The organism is Streptomyces griseosporeus (assembly GCF_014656055.1).
GTDB classification, from domain to species: Bacteria; Actinomycetota; Actinomycetes; order Streptomycetales; family Streptomycetaceae; genus Streptomyces; species Streptomyces griseosporeus.
The window spans coordinates 310,162-329,306 of the sequence record NZ_BNBR01000004.1; the positions used below are offsets into that span (position 1 = coordinate 310,162).

The 19,145-nt window shown below is 75.4% G+C and carries 16 protein-coding genes; 7 read left to right on the plus strand and 9 right to left on the minus strand.

The genetic code is table 11. The annotated features are described in order from the left end of the window. Positions 1–88 precede the first annotated feature (88 nt). The 3 genes from IE308_RS20430 to IE308_RS20440 all read left to right on the plus strand — a co-directional run bounded on the left by IE308_RS20430 (position 89) and on the right by IE308_RS20440 (position 5,280). A complete protein-coding gene (locus IE308_RS20430) occupies positions 89–2,737 on the plus strand; it encodes an alpha/beta fold hydrolase (protein WP_190219031.1) in 2,649 nt (882 codons plus the stop codon). Then, the gene (locus IE308_RS20435; RefSeq protein WP_190219032.1) at positions 2,734–3,621 is read left to right on the plus strand and encodes a DUF2705 family protein; all 888 of its coding nucleotides are present in this window, start codon (positions 2,734–2,736) and stop codon (positions 3,619–3,621) included. The genes IE308_RS20430 and IE308_RS20435 overlap by 4 nt, the downstream gene beginning before the upstream one ends. 141 nt (positions 3,622–3,762) lie before the next feature. After that, a complete protein-coding gene (locus tag IE308_RS20440; protein ID WP_190219033.1) occupies positions 3,763–5,280 on the plus strand; it encodes a VWA domain-containing protein in 1,518 nt (505 codons plus the stop codon). 58 nt (positions 5,281–5,338) lie between these two features. On the opposite strand, the gene IE308_RS20445 is transcribed toward IE308_RS20440, so the two are convergent. Further along, positions 5,339–5,731, minus strand: coding sequence for a rodlin (locus IE308_RS20445; RefSeq protein ID WP_110628295.1), 393 nt, complete (start codon positions 5,729–5,731; stop codon positions 5,339–5,341). Positions 5,732–5,973: 242 nt separating this feature from the next. Here IE308_RS20445 and IE308_RS20450 point away from each other — a divergent pair, with 242 nt between their 5' ends. From IE308_RS20450 to IE308_RS20465, 4 genes are all read left to right on the plus strand, one after another. Further along, positions 5,974–6,366, plus strand: coding sequence for a rodlin (locus IE308_RS20450; protein WP_110628294.1), 393 nt, complete (start codon positions 5,974–5,976; stop codon positions 6,364–6,366). Positions 6,367–6,595: 229 nt separating this feature from the next. Then, on the plus strand, positions 6,596–6,826 hold the full coding sequence (locus IE308_RS20455) for a chaplin (RefSeq protein WP_110628293.1): 231 nt from the start codon (positions 6,596–6,598) through the stop codon (positions 6,824–6,826). 133 nt (positions 6,827–6,959) lie between these two features. Beyond that, the gene (locus IE308_RS20460; RefSeq protein ID WP_190219034.1) at positions 6,960–7,940 is read left to right on the plus strand and encodes a chaplin family protein; all 981 of its coding nucleotides are present in this window, start codon (positions 6,960–6,962) and stop codon (positions 7,938–7,940) included. A gap of 195 nt (positions 7,941–8,135) precedes the next feature. Beyond that, complete coding sequence (locus tag IE308_RS20465) at positions 8,136–9,401, plus strand: glycoside hydrolase family 26 protein (protein ID WP_190219035.1); 1,266 nt, start codon at positions 8,136–8,138, stop codon at positions 9,399–9,401. On the opposite strand, the gene IE308_RS20470 is transcribed toward IE308_RS20465, so the two are convergent. From IE308_RS20470 to IE308_RS20505, 8 genes are all read right to left on the minus strand, one after another. Beyond that, positions 9,398–10,498, minus strand: coding sequence for a GNAT family N-acetyltransferase (locus IE308_RS20470; RefSeq protein ID WP_190219036.1), 1,101 nt, complete (start codon positions 10,496–10,498; stop codon positions 9,398–9,400). The two genes, IE308_RS20465 and IE308_RS20470, sit on opposite strands and share 4 nt — an antisense overlap. Then, complete coding sequence (locus IE308_RS20475; protein WP_190219037.1) at positions 10,495–11,160, minus strand: YveK family protein; 666 nt, start codon at positions 11,158–11,160, stop codon at positions 10,495–10,497. Before IE308_RS20475 ends, IE308_RS20470 begins: the two co-directional genes overlap by 4 nt. Beyond that, positions 11,157–12,323: a glycosyltransferase gene (locus tag IE308_RS20480; RefSeq protein ID WP_190219038.1), complete on the minus strand. Its 1,167-nt coding sequence runs from the start codon at positions 12,321–12,323 to the stop codon at positions 11,157–11,159. The genes IE308_RS20475 and IE308_RS20480 overlap by 4 nt, the downstream gene beginning before the upstream one ends. A gap of 1 nt (position 12,324) precedes the next feature. After that, the gene (locus tag IE308_RS20485) at positions 12,325–13,059 is read right to left on the minus strand and encodes a polysaccharide deacetylase family protein (RefSeq protein WP_190219039.1); all 735 of its coding nucleotides are present in this window, start codon (positions 13,057–13,059) and stop codon (positions 12,325–12,327) included. Next, positions 13,043–14,659 (minus strand): lipid II flippase MurJ, encoded by a 1,617-nt coding sequence (locus tag IE308_RS20490; RefSeq protein ID WP_229909003.1) that lies wholly within the window; start codon positions 14,657–14,659, stop codon positions 13,043–13,045. The genes IE308_RS20485 and IE308_RS20490 overlap by 17 nt, the downstream gene beginning before the upstream one ends. 500 nt (positions 14,660–15,159) lie before the next feature. Further along, a complete protein-coding gene (locus IE308_RS20495) occupies positions 15,160–16,524 on the minus strand; it encodes an O-antigen ligase family protein (protein WP_190219041.1) in 1,365 nt (454 codons plus the stop codon). A 9-nt stretch (positions 16,525–16,533) separates the two neighbouring features. Beyond that, positions 16,534–17,952 carry an exopolysaccharide biosynthesis polyprenyl glycosylphosphotransferase gene (locus IE308_RS20500; RefSeq protein WP_190219042.1) on the minus strand — a complete coding sequence of 473 codons (1,419 nt, stop codon included), beginning with the start codon at positions 17,950–17,952 and terminating at the stop codon, positions 16,534–16,536. Beyond that, entirely contained in the window at positions 17,949–19,133 is a 1,185-nt protein-coding gene (locus IE308_RS20505; RefSeq protein ID WP_190219043.1) for a glycosyltransferase, read from the minus strand. The genes IE308_RS20500 and IE308_RS20505 overlap by 4 nt, the downstream gene beginning before the upstream one ends. Between the last annotated feature and the right edge of the window lie 12 nt (positions 19,134–19,145).

The window sequence follows — 19,145 nt, forward strand, 5'->3', positions numbered from 1 at the left end:
ACGACGGCCGCCCGTACCCCTGGGGGAGGGGCGGCCGCTCCGTCCACAGGCTGCATCGGTTGTCGGTGGCGGCCCGTACCGTGGAGCCATGGATCTTCGTCAGCCCTTGCGGGGGTTGCTGCGCGGGCCCCGACGGCTGCTGGCCGCCGGGGCCGCCGCCGTCGTCCTCGCCGGGGCCGGCACCTGGACCGTGGCGGCGGCCTCCGGCGACACGCCCGCCGTACACCGCAGCGACCAGATCATGACCATGGGCGGCGGAGTGCGCGTCGACACCTCGTACTTCACCCCCACCACCCCCGGCCGCCATCCGGCCGTCCTGCTCGGCCACGGCTTCGGCGGCAGCAAGGACGACGTCCGCGCCCAGGCCCAGGACCTGGCCGAAGACGGATACGCGGTCCTGACCTGGTCGGCGCGCGGCTTCGGCAGGTCCACCGGGAAGATCGGGCTGAACGACCCCAAGGGCGAGGTCGCCGACGTCTCGAAGCTCATCGACTGGCTGGCCCGCAGGCCCGAGGTCCGCCTCGACAAGCCGGGCGACCCGCGCGTGGGCATCACCGGCGCCTCCTACGGCGGCGCGATCGCCCTCCTCACCGCCGGGCACGACCGGCGCGTCGACGCCATCGCGCCGGCGATCACCTACTGGAACCTCGCCGACGCGCTGTTCCCGAACGGCGTGTTCAAGAAGCTGTGGGCGGGCTTCTTCATCAACAGCGGCGGCGGCTGCGCGAAGTTCGAGCCCGACCTGTGCCGGATGTACGAGCGGGTCGCCGAGTCCGGCACCCCCGACGACCGGGCCCGCAGGCTGCTGGAGGCACGCTCGCCGTCCGCCGTCGGCGACCGCGTCACGGTGCCCACCCTGCTGGTACAGGGCCAGACCGACTCGCTCTTCCCGCTGAACCAGGCCGACGCCGCCGCCCGCGCGATCCGCGCGGGCGGCGCCCCCGTGGACGTCGACTGGATCGCCGGCGGCCATGACGGCGGCGACCCCGAGCAGTCCCGCGTACAGGCCCGGGTCACCGCCTGGTTCGACCGGTACCTCAAGGACGACCGGGGCGCCGACACCGGCCCCGCCTTCCGCGTCACCCGCACCGGAGGCGTCGACTCCACCGACGGCGCCGCCCAGCTGCGCGGCGCGAGCGCCGGCACCTACCCCGGCCTGCACAGCGCACCACGCGACATCCCGCTGTCCGGCGGCGTCCAGCGCGTCGCCAACCCGGCCGGCGCCAGCCCGCCCGCCGTCTCCGCGCTGCCCGGCCTCGGCACCGGCGGCGGCCTCGCCCAGCTCTCCGCCCTCGGCGTCGGCGTCTCCCTCGACTTCCCCGGCCAGTACGCGGCCTTCCGGTCCGCGCCGCTCACCCGCGACCTGCGGATCACCGGCGCCCCGACCGCGACCGTCCACATCACGTCCACCACCGACGACGCCGTCCTGTTCGCCAAGGTGTACGACGCCGGCCCCGACGGCGGCCGGCAGGTGCTGCCCTCCCAGCTCGTCACACCCCTGCGCGTCACCGGCGCCAAGGCGGGCAAGGACGTCACCGTCACCCTCCCGGCGATCGACCACGAGGTGCAGAAGGGCCACCGCCTCAGCCTGGTCCTCGCCTCCACCGACCTCGGGTACGCCTCACCGGCGGCCCCCGCGACGTACACCGTGGCCCTCAAGGGCGACCTGAAGGTCCCCACCGCCCCCGGCGTCAGCACCGCCGCCGCGCCCCTGCCGTCCTGGGTGTGGTGGCTGCCCCTGACCGGCGCCGCCGTCGCGCTCGCCCTGCTGCTCACCGCCCGCCGCCGTACGGCCGCCCCCGCGCCCGACCCCGAACTGGCCGACGTACCGCTGGAGATCACCGGCCTGAGCAAGAAGTACAGGAGCGGCGACACTTACAGCGTGCGCGACCTGTCCTTCCGCGTCGAGAAGGGCCAGGTGCTCGGCCTGCTCGGACCCAACGGCGCCGGGAAGACCACCACCCTGCGCATGCTGATGGGCCTGATCCGGCCCGACGGCGGCGAGATCCGCGTCTTCGGCCACGCGATCCGCCCCGGCGCGCCGGTGCTCTCCCGGGTCGGCGCCTTCGTCGAGGGCGCCGGATTCCTGCCGCACCTGTCGGGCCGGGAGAACCTGGAGCTGTACTGGCGGGCCACCGGCCGCCCCGCCGAGGACGCCCACCTCGACGAGGCCCTGGAGATCGCCGGACTCGGCGACGCCCTCGCCCGCGCGGTGCGCACCTACTCCCAGGGCATGCGCCAGCGCCTCGCCATCGCCCAGGCCATGCTGGGCCTGCCCGACCTGCTCATCCTCGACGAGCCGACCAACGGCCTCGACCCGCCCCAGATCCGCGAGATGCGCGAGGTGATGATCCGGTACGCCGCCGGCGGGCGCACCGTCATCGTCTCCAGCCACCTCCTCGCCGAGGTCGAGCAGTCCTGCACCCACCTCGTGGTGATGGACCGCGGCCGGCTCGTGCAGGCGGGCCCGGTCGGCGAGATCACCGGCTCCGGCGACACCCTCCTCGTCGACACCGCCACACCCGTGGAGGAGCCCGTCGCGGAGAAGGTGGCCGCGCTGCCCGGCGTCGCCTCCGCGCTGCGCACCGACGACGGCCTGCTCGTCCGGCTCGACGCGGACGGCACCGCCCAGCGGCTCGTCGCCGAACTGGTCCGGCTGGACGTGCCGGTGACCTCCGTCGGCCCGCACCGCCGCCTCGAAGACGCCTTCCTCACCCTGATCGGAGGCTCCGCGTGAGCACGCCGACCGAGACCCGCACACCGGCCGAGCGCACCGCCGAGGCCACCGCCTCCGGCTACCGCCCCGGCCGCACCCTGCCCGTCCGCGTCGAGCTGGTCCGCCAGCTCAAGCGGCGCCGCACCCTGATCATGGGCGCGATCCTCGCCGCGCTGCCGTTCGTCCTGGTCGTCGCCTTCGCCATCGGCGGCGACCCCGGCGGCCGCAACGACCGCACGACCCTCATGGACACGGCGACCGCGTCCGGCGCCAACTTCGCCGCCGTCAACCTGTTCGTCTCCGCCGGCTTCCTCCTCGTCATCCCCGTCGCCCTGTTCTGCGGGGACACCGTGGCCTTCGAGGCGAGCTGGTCCTCGCTGCGCTATCTGCTCGCGGCACCCGTGCCCCGCGCCCGGCTGCTGTGGTCCAAGCTGGTCGTCGGACTCGGCCTGAGCCTCGCCGCGATGGTGCTGCTGCCGGTCGTCGCCCTCGCCGTCGGCACCGCCGCCTACGGCTGGGGCCCGCTGCGGATCCCCACCGGCGGCGCGCTCGACGCCGGCACGGCGGCCCAGCGTCTCCTGGTCGTGGTGGCGTACGTCTTCATCTCCCAACTCGTCACCGCCGCGCTCGCGTTCTGGCTGTCCACCCGGACCGACGCCCCGCTCGGCGCGGTCGGCGGCGCCGTCGGACTGACCATCGTCGGCAACGTCCTGGACGCCGTCACCGCCCTCGGCCACTGGCGCGACTTCCTGCCCGCGCACTGGCAGTTCGCCTGGGCGGACGCCGTACAGCCCCGCCCCGAGTGGTCCGGCATGATCCAGGGCAGCGCCCTGTCCATAACGTACGCGCTGGTGCTGTTCGCGCTGGCCTTCCGCGCTTTCGCCCGCAAGGACGTGGTCAGTTAGGTCAACGGAGGGACACCTACCGGTCTCGGCGGACGCCCGCCGTGCCCGGTTCGAGATCCATCCGCAACGCTCCGTCACGCACGTTCCGGCCCCCTGCCGCGTCACAGTCGCAGAAGTCAACCGACACAGGGGGCACGGACGATGAACCGGTACGGCACACGACGGCTCAGGGGCGCGCTGGTCGCCCTCACCGCGCTCGGGGGCCTGCTGCTCACCGGCTGCAGCGGCACCGATGGCGGCTCGGCGGTGGACCAGAGCGACGGCTTCCCGGCACCGGCCACCGGCGAGGGCGGCGACCAGCGAGCGGACGGCTACGACACGGACCCCTCACCCGGCCGCGACCACCTGTCCACCTTCGCCCTCGACGTCGACACCGCCTCCTGGGACCACACCCGCCGCCTGCTCTCCGAGGGCCGCCGGCCCGACCCGTCCGAGGTGCGCCCCGAGGAGTTCGTCAACAGCTTCCGCCAGGACTACCGGCGCCCCGACGGCAACGGCTTCACCGTCACCGTCGACGGAGCCCGCACCGGCGACGACGGCTGGTCCCTGGTCCGCGTCGGTCTCGCCACCCGCGCCCCGCACCCGGACGCCGAACGCCCGCCCGCCGCGCTGACGTTCGTCATCGACGTCTCCGGCTCCATGGACGAGCCCGGCCGTCTCGACCTCGCCCGGAAGTCCCTCGGCGTGATGACCGACCGGCTGCGCGACGACGACTCCGTCGCCCTGGTCACCTTCACCGACGAGGCGGAGACCGTGCTGCCGATGACCCGCCTCGGCGGCCACCGCGGAAAGATCCACGACGCGATCGACGGCCTGGAGGCCCAGGACTCCACCAACCTCGGCGCGGGCGTCGAGACCGGCTACGACACCGCCGTGGAGGGTCTGCGCGAGGGCGCCACCAACCGGGTCGTGCTGATCTCCGACGCGCTCGCCAACACCGGCGACACCGACCCCGACCCCATCCTGGAGCGCATCTCCGCCGCCCGCCGCGAGCACGGCATCACCCTCTTCGGCGTCGGCGTCGGCAGCGAGTACGGCGACGCCCTGATGGAACGCCTCGCCGACAAGGGCGACGGCCACACCGTGTACGTCTCGGACGAGGAACAGGCCCGCGAGGTCTTCAGCGAGCAGCTCCCGCGCAACATCGACCTCACCGCCCGCGACGCCAAGGCCCAGGTCGCCTTCGACCCGGAGACCGTCGCCGAGTTCCACCTCATCGGCTACGAGAACCGGCGCGTCGCCGACGACGACTTCCGCGACGACCGGGTCGACGGCGGCGAGGTCGGCCCCGGCCACACCGTCACCGCCCTGTACTCGGTCCGCACCAGGGAGGGGGCGCACGGCCACCTCGCCACCGCGACCGTCCGCTGGCTCGACCCCCGCACCCGCACCCCCCACGAGGAGAGCGGACAGCTGGAGACCGGCACCCTGCGCGCCGACGTGTGGAAGGCGAGCACCCGCTTCCAGGTCGACGCGACGGCCGCCTACTTCGCCGACGCCCTGCGCTCCGGCGACGGACTCGACGGCGCCCTGCCCGGCGCCCCGCCCTACGGCGAGCTGATCGAGCACGCGGCCCGCCTCGCCTCGGCCACCGAGGACAAGGACGTACGCGAACTCAGCGAGGCCGTCCGGGCGGCGGCCCACCCCGACGGACGCTGACACGCGAAAGGGCGGGCCCGCCAGGTCGGCGGGCCCGCCCTGCCACGGGGGCGTCGGATCAGTTCTCGCCGTTGGCCGACAGGATCGACACGTCCTCCAGCAGGTGGGCCAGCGCACCGTCGCGCTTGCTCTGGGTGGAGTTGTCGGAGCACTGCTGGTCCAGGTCGTCGGACAGGATCGGCAGATCGTTGATCGGCACGATGTTCAGGACCGGGACGTGGATGTCGTTCAGCGCGAGGCAGGGCTTGTTGAAGGAACCCTGGATCAGCGCCATCTGGGGGCTCATGTTGCCGTAGGTGGCGGAGTTGCCGAAGCTGTTGGACGCACCGTTGCCGTTGGCGGTCCACGGACCACCGTCGTTGCCGATCGCCAGGGCCTGGGGCGCGGTAGCGGCGGCGACTCCCACGACGGAAGCGGCGATCGCCGCAGACGCAACAACCTTCTTGATCATTGAACAGTCCTTTTCTCGTAAACCCCGTCCACCGGAGCGCACTGGTTCAACTCCCCGTGGACGTCCCGGTTTCGCCCATTCACTCCGTCGGCCCACAGCGCGACGGCGCGCCGCGCCGAGCCCGGCGCCCGCCGCGCCGGACCGGACATGCCGCCAAGCGGGTGAACCCCCGCAACCAAACGCCGGGCGCCGGGTTGATGAGGCCGTAGGACACAGCGTCGCTACGAGGAAAGGAACGCGAAGTGTTCAAGAAGGCCATGGTCGCCGCGGCGGCCGCCGCTTCTGTGATCGGCATGTCGGTGGCGGCCGCTCCCGCCGCGCTTGCCATCGGGAACGACGAGGGCCCGCTCGTGGCCAACGGCAACGGCGCCGAGACCGCGTTCGGCAACTCGGCGACCAAGGGCGACATGAGCCCGCAGCTCTCGCTCGTCCAGGGGACGCTGAACAAGCCCTGCGCCGCGCTCAACGACATCCAGGTCCCGATCATCAACATCGTGCCGATCAACGACGTGCCGATCCTGTCGGACGACCTGGACCAGCAGTGCTCCGACAACTCCAGCAACGTCAAGCGTGACGGTGCGCTGTCGCACATCCTGGAGGACCTCGCGGTCCTGTCGGCCAACGGCGAGGGCTGAGGACTTTCCGTCCCTCGCGTCGCACAGGCGGCCCGCTGACGTTCAGTGGGCCGCCTGGTCATGTCCGGTGGTCTTTTCGAATGAATTCCTCGGCGCGGCACGTTCCGTGATCGCGCCGACCGTCAATCCCTGCGTGTGCAGGCTGCAGGTCATGGTGCGAGCCGCCCAAGCTGGTTCGCTCGGTTCATCGGCCCTCACAGGAGCATGACCGGCAGAGAAGGGAAATTCCATGAAGAAGAGCGTTGCTGTCGTTGCGGGCCTCGTGCTGGCCCTCGGCGGTGCGGCCGCCCCGGCCTTCGCCGACGCCGGTGCCGAGGGGCTCGCGGCCGGCTCGCCGGGCGTCCTGTCCGGCAACGTCATCCAGGTGCCCATTCACGTGCCGATCAACGTCTGCGGCAACACGATCAACGTGATCGCCGCCCTGAACCCGGCCGTGGGCAACACCTGCGTCAACCACTGACGGCGAAACCCACCAGCCGTTCGGCTGTGACAAGGCCGGCCTTGGCCACTGCTCTCCTCGCGCCCAAGGCCGGCCTTCTCCCATTTCTTCAAGCAGGAAGACCACGAGATTGCGACAGACCCTGAGCAGGGGAATGGTCGTGGCCGCGGCCGCGACGAGCATGCTGTCCTTGTACGGAAGTTCCGCCCTCGCCGACTCGCACGCGGCCGGCGCGGCGAAGAACTCGCCCGGTGCCCTCGCCGGCAACGCCGTCCAGGCCCCGGTCGAGGTTCCGGTCAACGCCTGCGGCAACTCGGTCGACGTGATCGCCGCACTCAACCCCGCCTTCGGCAACTCCTGTGCTGGTGCCGCCGCTTCGGACCGGCACGAGCACGCCACGCCGGACCGGTCACTGCCGCACGGCACGCCGTACGGCGACGACGACGCGGACGACGGGTACGGCTCGGGCCACGGGGACGGCTCGGGCTACGGGTACGGCTCCGACGAGGGGTACGGCTCGGACGACTCCGACGACTCCGGGTACGGCTCGGACGACTCCGACGACTCCGGCTACGGCTCGGACGACTCCGACGACTCCGGGTACGGCGGCTCCGGCGGCCACACGACGCCGCCTCCCGGTGGTGGTGACCACACGACGCCGCCTCCCGGTGGCGGTGACCACACGACGCCGCCTCCCGGTGGTGGTGACCACACGACGCCGCCTCCCGGTGGCGGTGACCACACGACGCCGCCTCCCGGTGGTGGTGACCACACGACGCCTCCGCCCGGCGGTGGTGACCACACGACGCCGCCTCCCGGCGGTGGCGATCACACGACGCCGCCTCCCGGCGGTGGCGATCACACGACGCCTCCGCCCGGCGGTGGCGATCACACGACGCCGCCTCCCGGCGGTGGCGACCACACCACACCTCCCCCCGGCGGTGGTGACCACACGACGCCCCCGCCGACCGGTGGCGACCACACCCCGCCCCCGCCCGGTGGCGGGCACCACAAGCCGCCGCAGCTGCCGCACACCGGCAGTGAGGCCATGCTGGCCGCCTCCGGCGTCAGTGCCGCGCTGATCGTCGGCGGGGCGCTGCTGTACCGACGCGGCCGGGCCGCGAACCGCCGGTAGCACACCGGGTGCCGGACGCCCCGCGCCCGGCACCCACCGCCTCCCCTCCCCTGCCCTCCCCTCCCGTCCCCACCTCCGCACCGGTGAGCCGGCCACTCGGAAGCCGTAACCAAAGTGGCGGCCGGTCCTCTCATATGACTGAGTGTCAGTACGTGTCAGTGCCGACAGGTGCCGAGCGTGGAGAGAGGAGCAGGCATGGCCCCACAGCAGCGACGCGCCCGGTTCCGGCGGCCGGCGATCGTCGCGGTCACGGTCGCCGCGTCGGCGGCCCTGGCGTGCGGCCCCGGATTCGCCGCGGGCGCGGGGTCGGCCCGGGTCGCCGACCCGCCCGCTCCCGCTCCCGGCGCGGCCGGGACCGCCCCCGCCTTCGGCGCCTACCTCGACTTCGGTGCCCGTGGCGTGGCCCGCATGGCCGCGCTCAGCGCCTGGCTCGGCGGGACCGAGCTGCGGGTCGGCCACACCTACCTGCCCGGCGACCGCTGGAGCAACATCGAGGGGCGGCCCGGCTTCCTCGACATCTGGGCGGACTGGCGGCGCGAGAAGGACGACCGGATGCTCGTCCTCAACGTCCCCATGCTGGAACGCAACGAGGCCGGCCTGAGCGACGCGCAGGTGCGCGGACTGCTCCGGCAGGGCGCGGCCGGGGCGTTCGACCACCACTTCCGCAGGCTGGCCGAGCGGCTGGTGGAGCTGAAGGTGCCGGACACGGTCCTGGTGCTCGGCTGGGAGATGAACGGCATCACCTACTCCCACCGCTGCGGACCGGACCCGGAGGCCTGGAAGGCGTACTGGAAGCGGATCGTCACGACGATGCGCGCGGTGCCGGGCCAGAAGTTCCGGTTCGACTTCACCCCGAGCCGGGGCCGGGACGCCGTGCCGTGGACGGAGTGCTACCCGGGCGACGACACCGTCGACATCATCGGCATGGACTCCTACGACCAGCCGTCCGGCATGTCCTTCGACGAACAGGTGAGGGAGCCGTACGGCCTCCAGGCGCACGTCGACTTCGCCAAGGCCCACAAGAAGCCCGTCTCCTATCCGGAGTGGGGGCTCTTCCGCAACGGCGACAACGACGCCTACATGCGGCGCATGCTCGCCTGGATGGACGAGCACAAGCCGCTGTACAACACGCTGACCGACTACTGCCCGCACGGCGTGTGGCAGTGCGGCCAGAACCCGCGGGCCTCCCGGATCTACCGCTCGATCCTCTCGGGCCGCACGGACGGGCCGACCACCCCCACCAGCCCCACGCCGACCACCCCCACCACACCGGTACCCACGACACCCCCGACACCCGTACCCACCACGCCCGTCAACCCCACCACACCGCCCTCGCCCACCACCCCGCCGAACCCCACCCACCCGGCCGACTGCTCGCCGCTGGACCTCGGCGACTGGGTCGAGTACTGGCTGGGCGGGAAGCTGTGCATCAAGTTCGACTGGTGGTCGCGGTCCCGCTAGCGGGATTCCCGGCGGCGCAGCAGCTCCTTGCCGCGCCGCCGGGCCGCGGCGTGGGCGAGGGCCGCCGCGAGCAGCGGGGCGGTGCGGCGGCGGGCCAGCAGCAGCCGGGAGTTGGGCACCCTGACCGGCCGCCAGTGCAGCTTGTACGGCTCCTCGCCGCGCAGCAGGCTCAGCGTGCCGCGCCCGCCGCCCGCCGTGTGCCCGGTGCACGCCTCCAGCAGCATCACCGCCACGTCCGCTTTGCGTTCGCGCAGGCAGGGATGGGCGCCGTAGAGATAGCCGCCCGCCAGCCGGGGGGAGAGCAGGGTCAGGTCGACGGCGACCACGTCGTCCTCCAGGCGGAACTCGGTGACCACGGCGTCCCCCGAGCGCACCATCGGGCCGGCCGCCCGCACCAGGAGGTCGCGGAACCGGTCCGTGAGGTGCTCGCCGGTCACCTTCCGCCCCTCCCACTGCAGCCGGTGCAGCTCCAGCATGCGGCGCAGCGCCTTGTCGACCTCGTCGGGTCCGACGGCACGGCGTTCGATGCCGAGCGCGTCGAGCTTGCGGAGCTTGGCGCGCACCCGCTGCTGGGCCTTGGCCGAGGGCAGCCGGGCGATCAGCGCGTCCATGGGGACGCCGGGCAGCTCCAGGCAGACCGAGCCGGGCAGGACGCGGCGGGGGCCGGGCCACCGGTCGAGGAGGAGTTCGGCGGCGCCGCCCGGCCGTACCTCGCGCAGGTCGATCAGCGCGGTGCGGGCCGCCCGGGCGAGCGCGTCGGTGAGCGCGGCCAGCGCCGGCGCCCGGTGCTCGTCGTCGACGAGGACGTCCGTCCAGTCGGAGACGGCCCCGCCGAGCGGCACGAGCGCGGGCAGCGGACGGCGTACGGCCATCAGCGGGGCGGCCGCCACCAGCGCGCCCCGGCCCGCGCCGCCCGCCCGGACGAGCAGCAGCCGCAGCCGGCCGGGCCTGCCGTAGGACCGCCACCACGCGTGCAGCCAGGCGTGGCTCTGGAACGGGGTCGCCGTGCCGCAGGCCCGGTACAGCCGCTCCCACTCCCCGGCCAGCCGGGTGAAGGCGAGCGTGTCGGTGACCAGTTCGGTCGTGTACGGCGTCACAGCTGGCCGTGGGTGTCGGCGGCGAGGGCCGGGCCGGGCACCGCCGGGGACCGCCCGGGCTCGTCCTGCGCGCGGCGCGGCCGGACCAGCAGGGCCAGGGCGCCGAGCAGCCCGCCCGCGCTCGCGCCGACCAGGCCGGTCACCCCGGCCGACGCCGAGGACGGCTCGGCGGGTTTCACCGCCCGGGCGAACTGCTGGAGTTCGACGTGGGTGGAGGCGCGTGCGTCCTGGGCGTGCCGGGTCAGGGCGCGGGCCACCGCGTTGGCCATGTCGGCGGCCTGGTCGGGGCGGGCGGCGGTGGCGGTGACGGAGACCATCGGCGCGTCCGGCGAGGTCGCCGTCTGCACGTTCTCCTGGAGCGTCCGGGCCGGCACCCCGGCCCACACCTGGGCGTCGCCGAGCACCGCGAGCTGGGTGGCGACCCGGCCGTAGGCCTGGGCGAAGCCCAGCGCGGACGCCGGGTCGGACTTCTCGGTGGGGACGGCGACGACGTACGCGGTGGCCGTGTACACCGGCGGCTGCGCCAGGCCGTACGCGCCGCCGAGCAGCGCGCCGGCGAGGGCGCCGGCCGCCACCAGCGACCACGGGGGCAGGGCCCGCAGCCGGTGCGGGCGCGGGGCGGGGCTGCGCGGGCCCGGGGCGGCGGTGGTCTTGTCGGTCATGAGGTGGGGGCTCCCTGGAGTGAGGCGGACGAGTCGGAGAGCGCGGCCCGGTAGACGTCCATGAGCCGGCCGGCGCTGCGGTCGATGCTGTAGTGGCGGGCGGCCTCGGGCGCGCCGCGCGGCCGTGGGCCGGAGGCGCGGGCGTCGGCCAGGGCACGGGCGAAGGCGTCGGGGCCGCCGGTGACGCGCCGGGCGGGCCCGGTGGTGTGCGGCGGGAGGTCCGCGACGGCCGGGCAGGAGGCGTACAGCACCGGCAGCCCGGCGGCCAGCCCCTCCACCACCGCAAGGCCGAAGGCCTCCTCCGGGGACGGCGAGGCGAGCACGTCCATCGCGGAGAGCAGCGCGGGCAGGTCGGGGCCGGGGGTGCCGTCGGGGACGTAGGGGCGTTCGCCGGTGAACAGGACGCGGTCGGTGACGCCCGCCTCGTGCGCGGTGCGGCGCAGCACGCTCTCCTCGGGGCCGCCGCCGACCAGCAGCAGCCAGCAGTCCGGGGGCAGGGAGGCCAGGGCGCGGATCAGGACGTCGAAGCGTTTCCCGGCGGCGAGGCGGCCGACGCCGCCCACGACGTACGCGCCCTCGGGCAGCCCGAGCCGCTGCCGGGTGCGGTGCCGGGCGGCCGGGTCGAAGCGGAAGCGGGCCAGGTCGATGCCGTTGGGCACGACCGCGATGCGCGGCGCGGGCACCCCCCAGCGCTTCAGCCGGTCGGCGACGGTCGGGGAGACGGCGACCGTGGCCCGGCCCAGCCGCTCGCTGGCCAGGTACAGCGCGCGCACCCCACGGGTCAGCGAGCGGCCCTCCATCTGGGAGTCGCCGAGGGAGTGCTCGGTGGCGACGACGGCCCTGACCCCGGCGAGGCGGGCGGCGAGCCGGCCGTAGACGCAGGCGCGGTACAGGTGGGTGTGGACCAGGTCGTAGCCGCCGGAGCGGATGAGCCGGGCCAGGCGGGGCAGCGCGGTCAGGTCGCGGTTGCCGGCCATGCCGAGGTGGTGGACGCGCACCCCGTCGGCGGCCAGGCCGTCGGCGACCGCGCCGGGGTTGGTGAGGGTGACCACCTCGCAGTCGACGGGCAGGTGCCGCAGCAGCAGCCGCAGCTGCTGCTCGGCGCCGCCGACCCCGAGACCGGTGATGATGTGCAGCGCCTTGCGCGCCTGACGGACGGTCATCTCACACTCCCACCACCGGTCGGCGGCGCAACCGGTGCAGTCGGCGTTTCAGCAGCAGGCGTACGGCCGTGTCGCGCTCCCCGATGTGGACGCGGGGCAGGGCGAGCGGGCCGGTCAGCGGGCCGGGGTCGATGGCGCAGGCGTGCCGGTAGCCGGCCGCGCGGACGGCGGCCACCACGCGGGCGTCGACGCGGCCGTAGGGGTAGCAGAAGCCGTCGACGTCCCGGCCGAGCAGGTCGGCGAGGGCGGCCCGGCTCTCCACCGTCTCCGCCTTCAGGGTGAGGTCGTCGGCGGCGGTGAGGTCGACGTGGGTCAGGCCGTGCGAGCCGATCTCCATGCCCTCGGCGGCGGCCCGCCGGATGCCGTCGGCGGTCAGCAGCGGCTTGCGCGGGCCGGGGGAGTCCCAGGTGTTGTCGCCGCCGAGCCGGCCGGGCAGCACGTACAGGGTCGCGGTGCAGCCGTGGCGGCGCAGCAGGGGCAGCGCGTCGGTGACGAAGTCGGCGTACCCGTCGTCGAAGGTGAGGCCGACCAGGCCGTGGTCGGCGCCGCGGGCGCGGGCGGCGAGCAGCTCGGCGACGCTGACGCCGCGCAGGCCGCGGGCGCGCAGCCACAGCAGTTGCCGCTCCAGGCGTTCGGGGGTGACGGTGATGCGGTACGGGTCGCAGGTGCGGTCGCCCACCGAGTGGTACATCGCCACCCAGGGGACCGTGCCGGGGCGTTCAGCGGTGTCGCGCATGGCTGAGCTTTCGGGTCGCGGTACGGGCGAGGTGGAGTGCGGGTGCGAGACCTTCGGCGCCCAGCGCGAGGCCGAGCAGGACGAAGACGGTGGTGACGGTCAGTGCGCCGGCCGCGAGACCGGCCGGGGCGGAGTGCGGCAGGCTCGCCGCGCCGGCCCCGGCGAGCGCGGCGGCCAGCGCGGCGGCGGCGGGCCGGCCCAGCTCGCGCAGGACGCGCCGGACGCGGACCGGGACGCCGCTGCGGCCCATGCCGGACAGCAGCAGGGCGGCGGTGAGGGTGATGCCGGCGGCGTTGGCGGCGGCGATGCCGAGCACGCCGTACGGCTCCACCGTCCGGGCGCCGGTCCAGGCGGTGACGGCGATACCGGCGGCCATCGCGCCCACCGGGTACCAGGCGGCGCGGGCGGCCGAGAAGTAGGAGCGGACCAGGACGCCGGTCAGGGTCTGACCGAGCAGCCCGAGCGCGTACACCCGCATCACGCCCGCGGTCGCGGCCGTGTCGGCGGCGGTGAACGCGCCGCGCTGGAAGAGGAGTTCCACGATCTGCGGGGCGCAGGCGGTCACCGCGGCCGTGCCGAGCAGCACGGTCGCCCCGGCCAGCGCGAGGTCCTGCTCCACCCGGCCGCGGGCCCGCTCGGTGTCGCCCTCGGCGAGCGCCCGGGCGACGAGGGGGAAGGTGACCGTGCACACCATCAGCGACAGCACCATCGGCATCTGCGCCACCTTCTGCGCGTAGTTCAGGTGCGAGATGGCGCCCGCGGGCAGCGGGGAGGCGAGGTAGCGCTCGATGAGGACCTGCGACTGCCGGCACAGCGCGAACAGCAGCACGGTCGCCAGCAGCGCGGTGTCCAGCGGGCGCGCCCCGTCCGCACCGCCCGGCACCGCGTCCGGCCCCGGCCGCCCGCGCAACTGCCGCAGCAGCGATGGCACTTGTACGGCGACCATCAGGCAGCCGCCCACCGCGACCCCGACCGCCGCCGAGCGCACCCCCCAGCGCCCGCCGAGCACGGACATCGCCGTGATGATGCCGGTGTTGTAGGCGACGTAGATCGCCGCCGGGGCGAGGAAGCGGCGGTGCGCGCGCAGGGCCGCGGAGCAGTACCCGGCCAGGCCGAAGCTGACCATGCAGGTCGCGGTGAGCCGGGTGCAGTCGACGGCGAGCGCCGGGTCGGGCAGGCCGGGCGCGAGCGCCGCGACGAACTGCGGGGCGGCGCCGACGAGCAGCGCGCCCGCGGCGGCGAACGCCAGCGCCAGCCGGGGCAGCGTGGCGGCGACCAGGGCGCGCACCGGGTCGCCGGGGACGCCCCGCGCCCGGCGGGCCAGCGCCACGCTGAACGCCGGGACCAGCGCGAACGCCAGACCGTCCTCGATCAGCAGGGTGGCGGCGAACTCCGGCACGGTCCAGGCGACCAGGAAGGCGTCCGTGTCACTGCCCGCCCCGAACAGCCGCGCCAGCGCCTGGTCCCGGACCAGCCCGAGCAGCGCCCCGGCCAGCGACAGGGAGGCGGTGATCAGGGTGGCGCGGGCGAGGAACCTCCCGGAGACGACGGGGAGTCCGGCGGGGACTTCGTCGGCGGACGGAGCGGAGACCGGGGGCAGTTCGCCGGGGGGCGCGTCCGCGGGTGGGGCGGACGGTGGTGTGGGCAGGGGTGACGTGGGGCGTGGGGGAGGCGACGAGACGGCGGGCAGGTCGCCGGGGGCCGCGTCCGCGGGTGGGGCGGAGGGCGGTGTGGGCAGGGGTGACGTGGGGCGTGGGGGAGGCGACGAGACGGCGGGGACATCGTCCGCGCGCGGGGCCGGCGGCGGTGCTGGCAGGGGTGTCACGGGGTGCGGGGGAGGCGGGAAGACCGCGGGCAGTTCGCCGGGGGCTGCGTCCGCGGGCGGGGCGGAGGGGGGTGTGGGCCGGGGTGACGCGGGGATCGGGGGATGTGCGGAGACCGGGGGCAGTTCGCCGGGGGACGCGTGCGCGCGCGGGACCGACGGCGGTGCCGGCAGGGGTGACGCGGGGTGCGGGGGAGGCGGGGAGGTCGGGGACGGCTGGGTCGGCGACGGGGGCACCGTCGCCGTGCCGTCGGCACCCGGCCCCGAGGGCGTCACCGTCATCGCGCCACGGCCTCCTCGGGAGCACGGGCCGCGGGCCGGGCGCCCGCCTCGGCCGGGTCGTCGTCCCGGCCGAGCGCCCACCGGGCCACGAGGCCCAGGCAGACGGCCGTCAGCACGGTCGAGGGCCCGCCGATGTCGGCGTACGCGAAGTCGACCAGCTGCCACACCAGCAGCCCGCAGGCGACCAGCGCGCAGTCCAGGGCGTCGGGCGCGGCCCGCCCCCGCCGTACCCGGACCAGCCCGCGCAGCGCGCACACCAGCAGCGCCAGCCAGCTCCCGGCCAGCGCGAGCAGTCCCAGCAGGCCCTGTTCGGCCAGGACCAGGAGATACATGTTGTGCGGGGACAGCAGCGGCTGCCGGCGGAACGCGGCGCCCGCGCCCTCGGTGTCGCTGCCCGAGGACAGCGCCAGCGAGGCGTGCGCGTCCCGGTGCTCGGGGAAGCCCTTGAGGCCGACGCCGGTCAGCGGCCGCTCGCGCCACATGCCGAGCGCCGCCGCCCACATCGTGTACCGGTCGGTGACCGACTGGTCGGGCGCGTCGGTGACCCGGGTGATGCTGTCGACGCGCTCCTGGAGCATCGCCGTACCGACGCCGAACCCGCCGACCAGGACCACGGACGCCGCCGCCAGCGCGGCGCCCGCCTTCAGCGCCCGCCGCAGCCCGGCGAGGACGAGCTGCACCGCGCAGGTCACGGCGGTGGCGATCCAGGCGCCGCGGCTGAAGGAGAGCGCGAGCGGGACCAGCAGGGCGGCCGCGGCGGCCCCCGCCAGGCAGCGCCGCCGCAGCTCGCCGCGGCCGAGCGCCAGCCCGAGCGCGCACACAAGGCCGAAGGACACCACGGTCGCCATGCCCATCACGTCCTGCGGGCCGAACGTGCCCACGGCGCGGATGTCCTCGCCCTGGTAGGAGGCGCCGGTGCCGGTGACGTACTGGTGCACGCCGAGCGCGCCCTGCCAGACCGCAAGGCCCACGAACGACCAGGCAAGTACCCGGAAGTCGGCCCGGTCGCGGACCAGCAGCAGCACCGCGGCCGGGACCAGCACGAAGATCTGGAGGTAGCGGCCGAGGCCGGTGAGCCCGGCGCCCGCCGAGGAGGCGCCCATCGCCGCGAGCGCCAGCCCCGCCACCGGCAGCCCGAGCACGAGCGCCGCCGTGCGGCTCAGCGGCCGCCGGCGCTGCCGCAGCAGCCGTACCGCGCAGTACAGGACGGCCAGCGCGGAGACCGCGTCGGCCGGGCCCGCGCCCCCCTCGCCGCCGGGGCCGGCGGGCAGCGCCAGCAGGGCCACGACGGCGACGACCGGCAGCACGGGGGAGACACGGGCAAGGCCGGGGCCGCGGCCGGGGGGCGGGGCGGGACTCATCAGCGGGTGTCAGCTCCCCGTCGGGCGCACGAGCGCGGCGGCGGTGCGCAGCAGGATGCAGACGTCCTGCCACAGCGACCAGTTGTCGATGTAGGCGTTGTCGAAGCGGGCCCGGTCCTCGATGGAGGTGTCGCCGCGCAGCCCGTTGACCTGGGCGAGGCCGGTGATGCCGGCCCGCATCCGGTGGCGGGCCGCGTAGCCGGGGTAGGTCTGGCTGAACTGGGCGACGAAGTACGGGCGTTCGGGGCGCGGTCCGACCAGGCTCATGTCGCCCCAGAACACGTTCCACAGCTGGAGCAGCTCGTCCAGGGAGGTGCGCCGCAGGAAGCGGCAGAACCACGGCATCTGCCGCTCGTCGGCCACGCTCCACCGGGTCGCGGCCTCGTGCGCGTCGACCGGGCGGTGGGTGCGGAACTTCAGCAGCGTGAAGGGGCGGCCGTCCTTGCCGATGCGCTCCTGCCGGAACACCACACCGGGCCCGCCGGTGATCCGCAGCACCGCCGCGCACACCAGCAGCACCGGGCTGACCAGCAGCAGCAGCGTCCCGGACACGGCCACGTCCAGCGCCCGCTTGCCGAGGCTGCCGGGCCGCCGCGCGCCCATCTCCAGGCGGCGGCAGGAGAACCCGGCGAGCTGCTCGTGCGAGGGGTACGACGGGCAGTCCGCGTCGACCTCCCACACCGTGCATCCCGACTGGGCCATCGCCCGCAGCAGCGGCCCGCGTTGGGTCCGCACCGACGGGTGCACGGTCAGCACGTCCCGCACCCCGTTCTGGATCAGCGCCCGCTGCACCTCCGCGCCGGTGGTCAGCACCGGCAGGCCGCCGCTGCCGTCCGGCCGGTCGGCCACCACGCCCACCGGCCGTACCCCGCACCGGGGATGCCGCAGCAGGGCCGCGGCGACCCGCTGCGCGGTCCCCGCCGGGCCGACGACCAGCGCGGGGCGGGGCCGGCGCAGCAGCGCGGTGCGCCGCCGCCAGTGCACGAGCGCGCGGCCGGTGAGGGCGGCGGCGCACTGCAGGGCCACGCCGAGCAGCAGGGTGCGCGCGGTGAGCGCGTGGCCGGGCCGGTACGCCGCGACCAGGGCGGCCAGGGCCAGCCAGCCGACCGTGATCCGCGCGCACACGGCGGGCAGTTCGTCCAGGACGCCGGTGACGGGCCGCTGCCGGTGCGGGCGCAGCAGCAGGGTCACGGTGACCAGGGCGGCGACGACCAGCGGGCGCCGCTGGCCGCCGCTGAACGCCAGCGCGCCCACCAGCGCCGCGATGCCGTCGGCGGCCAGCAGGGGCAGTGGGGAGGCGGGGCGCGCGGGCGGTCTGCGTACGGGGAACCGGAAGCCGCCGGTGTGCCGCGGCAGGACGGAGACGGGCGAGGAGGCGGGGTCCCACGGCGTGGTGCCGGGTGAGGGGACGGTGCTTTCCGCGGTCACGAGTGGACTGACTCCCTGTACTCGGAGGGCACGGTGGGCGCGGCGGGCGCCGGGAACCGGCCGCCGAGCAGGTCGCGGTAGACGCCCGCGACGGCCTCGGCCGTATGCCGCACGTCGTGCGTGGACAGGACGTGCCGGCGGGCCCGGTGCCCGAGGGCCGCGCGCAGCGGCGGGTCGGCGAGCAGGGCGGCGACGGCCGAGGCGAGCGCGGCCGGGTCCCCGGGCGGCACCAGGCAGTGCGCGGCGAGGTCGTCCGGCAGGCTCTCGCGGGCGCCGTCGACGTCCGTCACCACCACCGGCCGCCCGCAGCCCATCGCCTCCAGCGGCGCCAGCGCCATGCCCTCCCACCGCGAGGGCAGCACCACCAGATCGGCCGCCCGGTACCAGGGCACGGGGTCGGCGACGGCCCCGGCGAACAGCACCGGGCCGGGCGTCCGCGCGCGCAGCCGCTCCCGGTCCGGGCCGTCGCCGACCAGCACCAGCCGGGCGTCAGGCGACCGCCGCAGGACCGTCTCCCACGCGGCCAGCAGGACGTCCTGCCCCTTCTGCCGGCACAGCCGGCCCACGCACACCACCAGCGGCGCGGCGGGATCGCCGTCCGGCAGCAGGGCGGCGCGTGCGGCGTCGGCGGGAGCGGGGGAGAAGCGGGCGGGGTCGATGCCGTTGGGGATCACGGACCAGGACCCGGCGATCCCGGAGCGCACGCCCCGCACGCGCTCCGCCTCGCTGACGCACACCGTGCGCGCCGCCCAGCGTGCCCCGCGCCGCTCCCAGGCGAGGGCGAGGGCGGCGGTGGGGCCGCCGACCGCCTCGAACGACCAGGCGTGCGGCTGGAACACGGTCGGGATCCGGCCCCGTACCGCGAGCCGCCCGGCGAGCCCCGCCTTCGCGCTGTGCGCGTGCACCAGGTCCGGCCGTACGTCCGCGACGATCCCCGCGAGCCGCCGGACCTCACCGGCCAGGGAGGGGCCCGGCGAACGGGTCGCCCGCCAGGGCCGTACGTCCGCGCCGAGTCGCCGCAGGTCCGTGGCGAGGGGACTGTCGGGGCAGGCCACCGCGACCCGCAGGCCGGTGGCCAGCTGGGCCCGCACGAGGTCCGTCACGACGCGGGCGACACCGCCGTCCACGGGCTGGGCGATGTGCAGGACCCGGGGCGGAGGGTCGGTTGCTGACTGGTGCATTGCGCGGTTTCC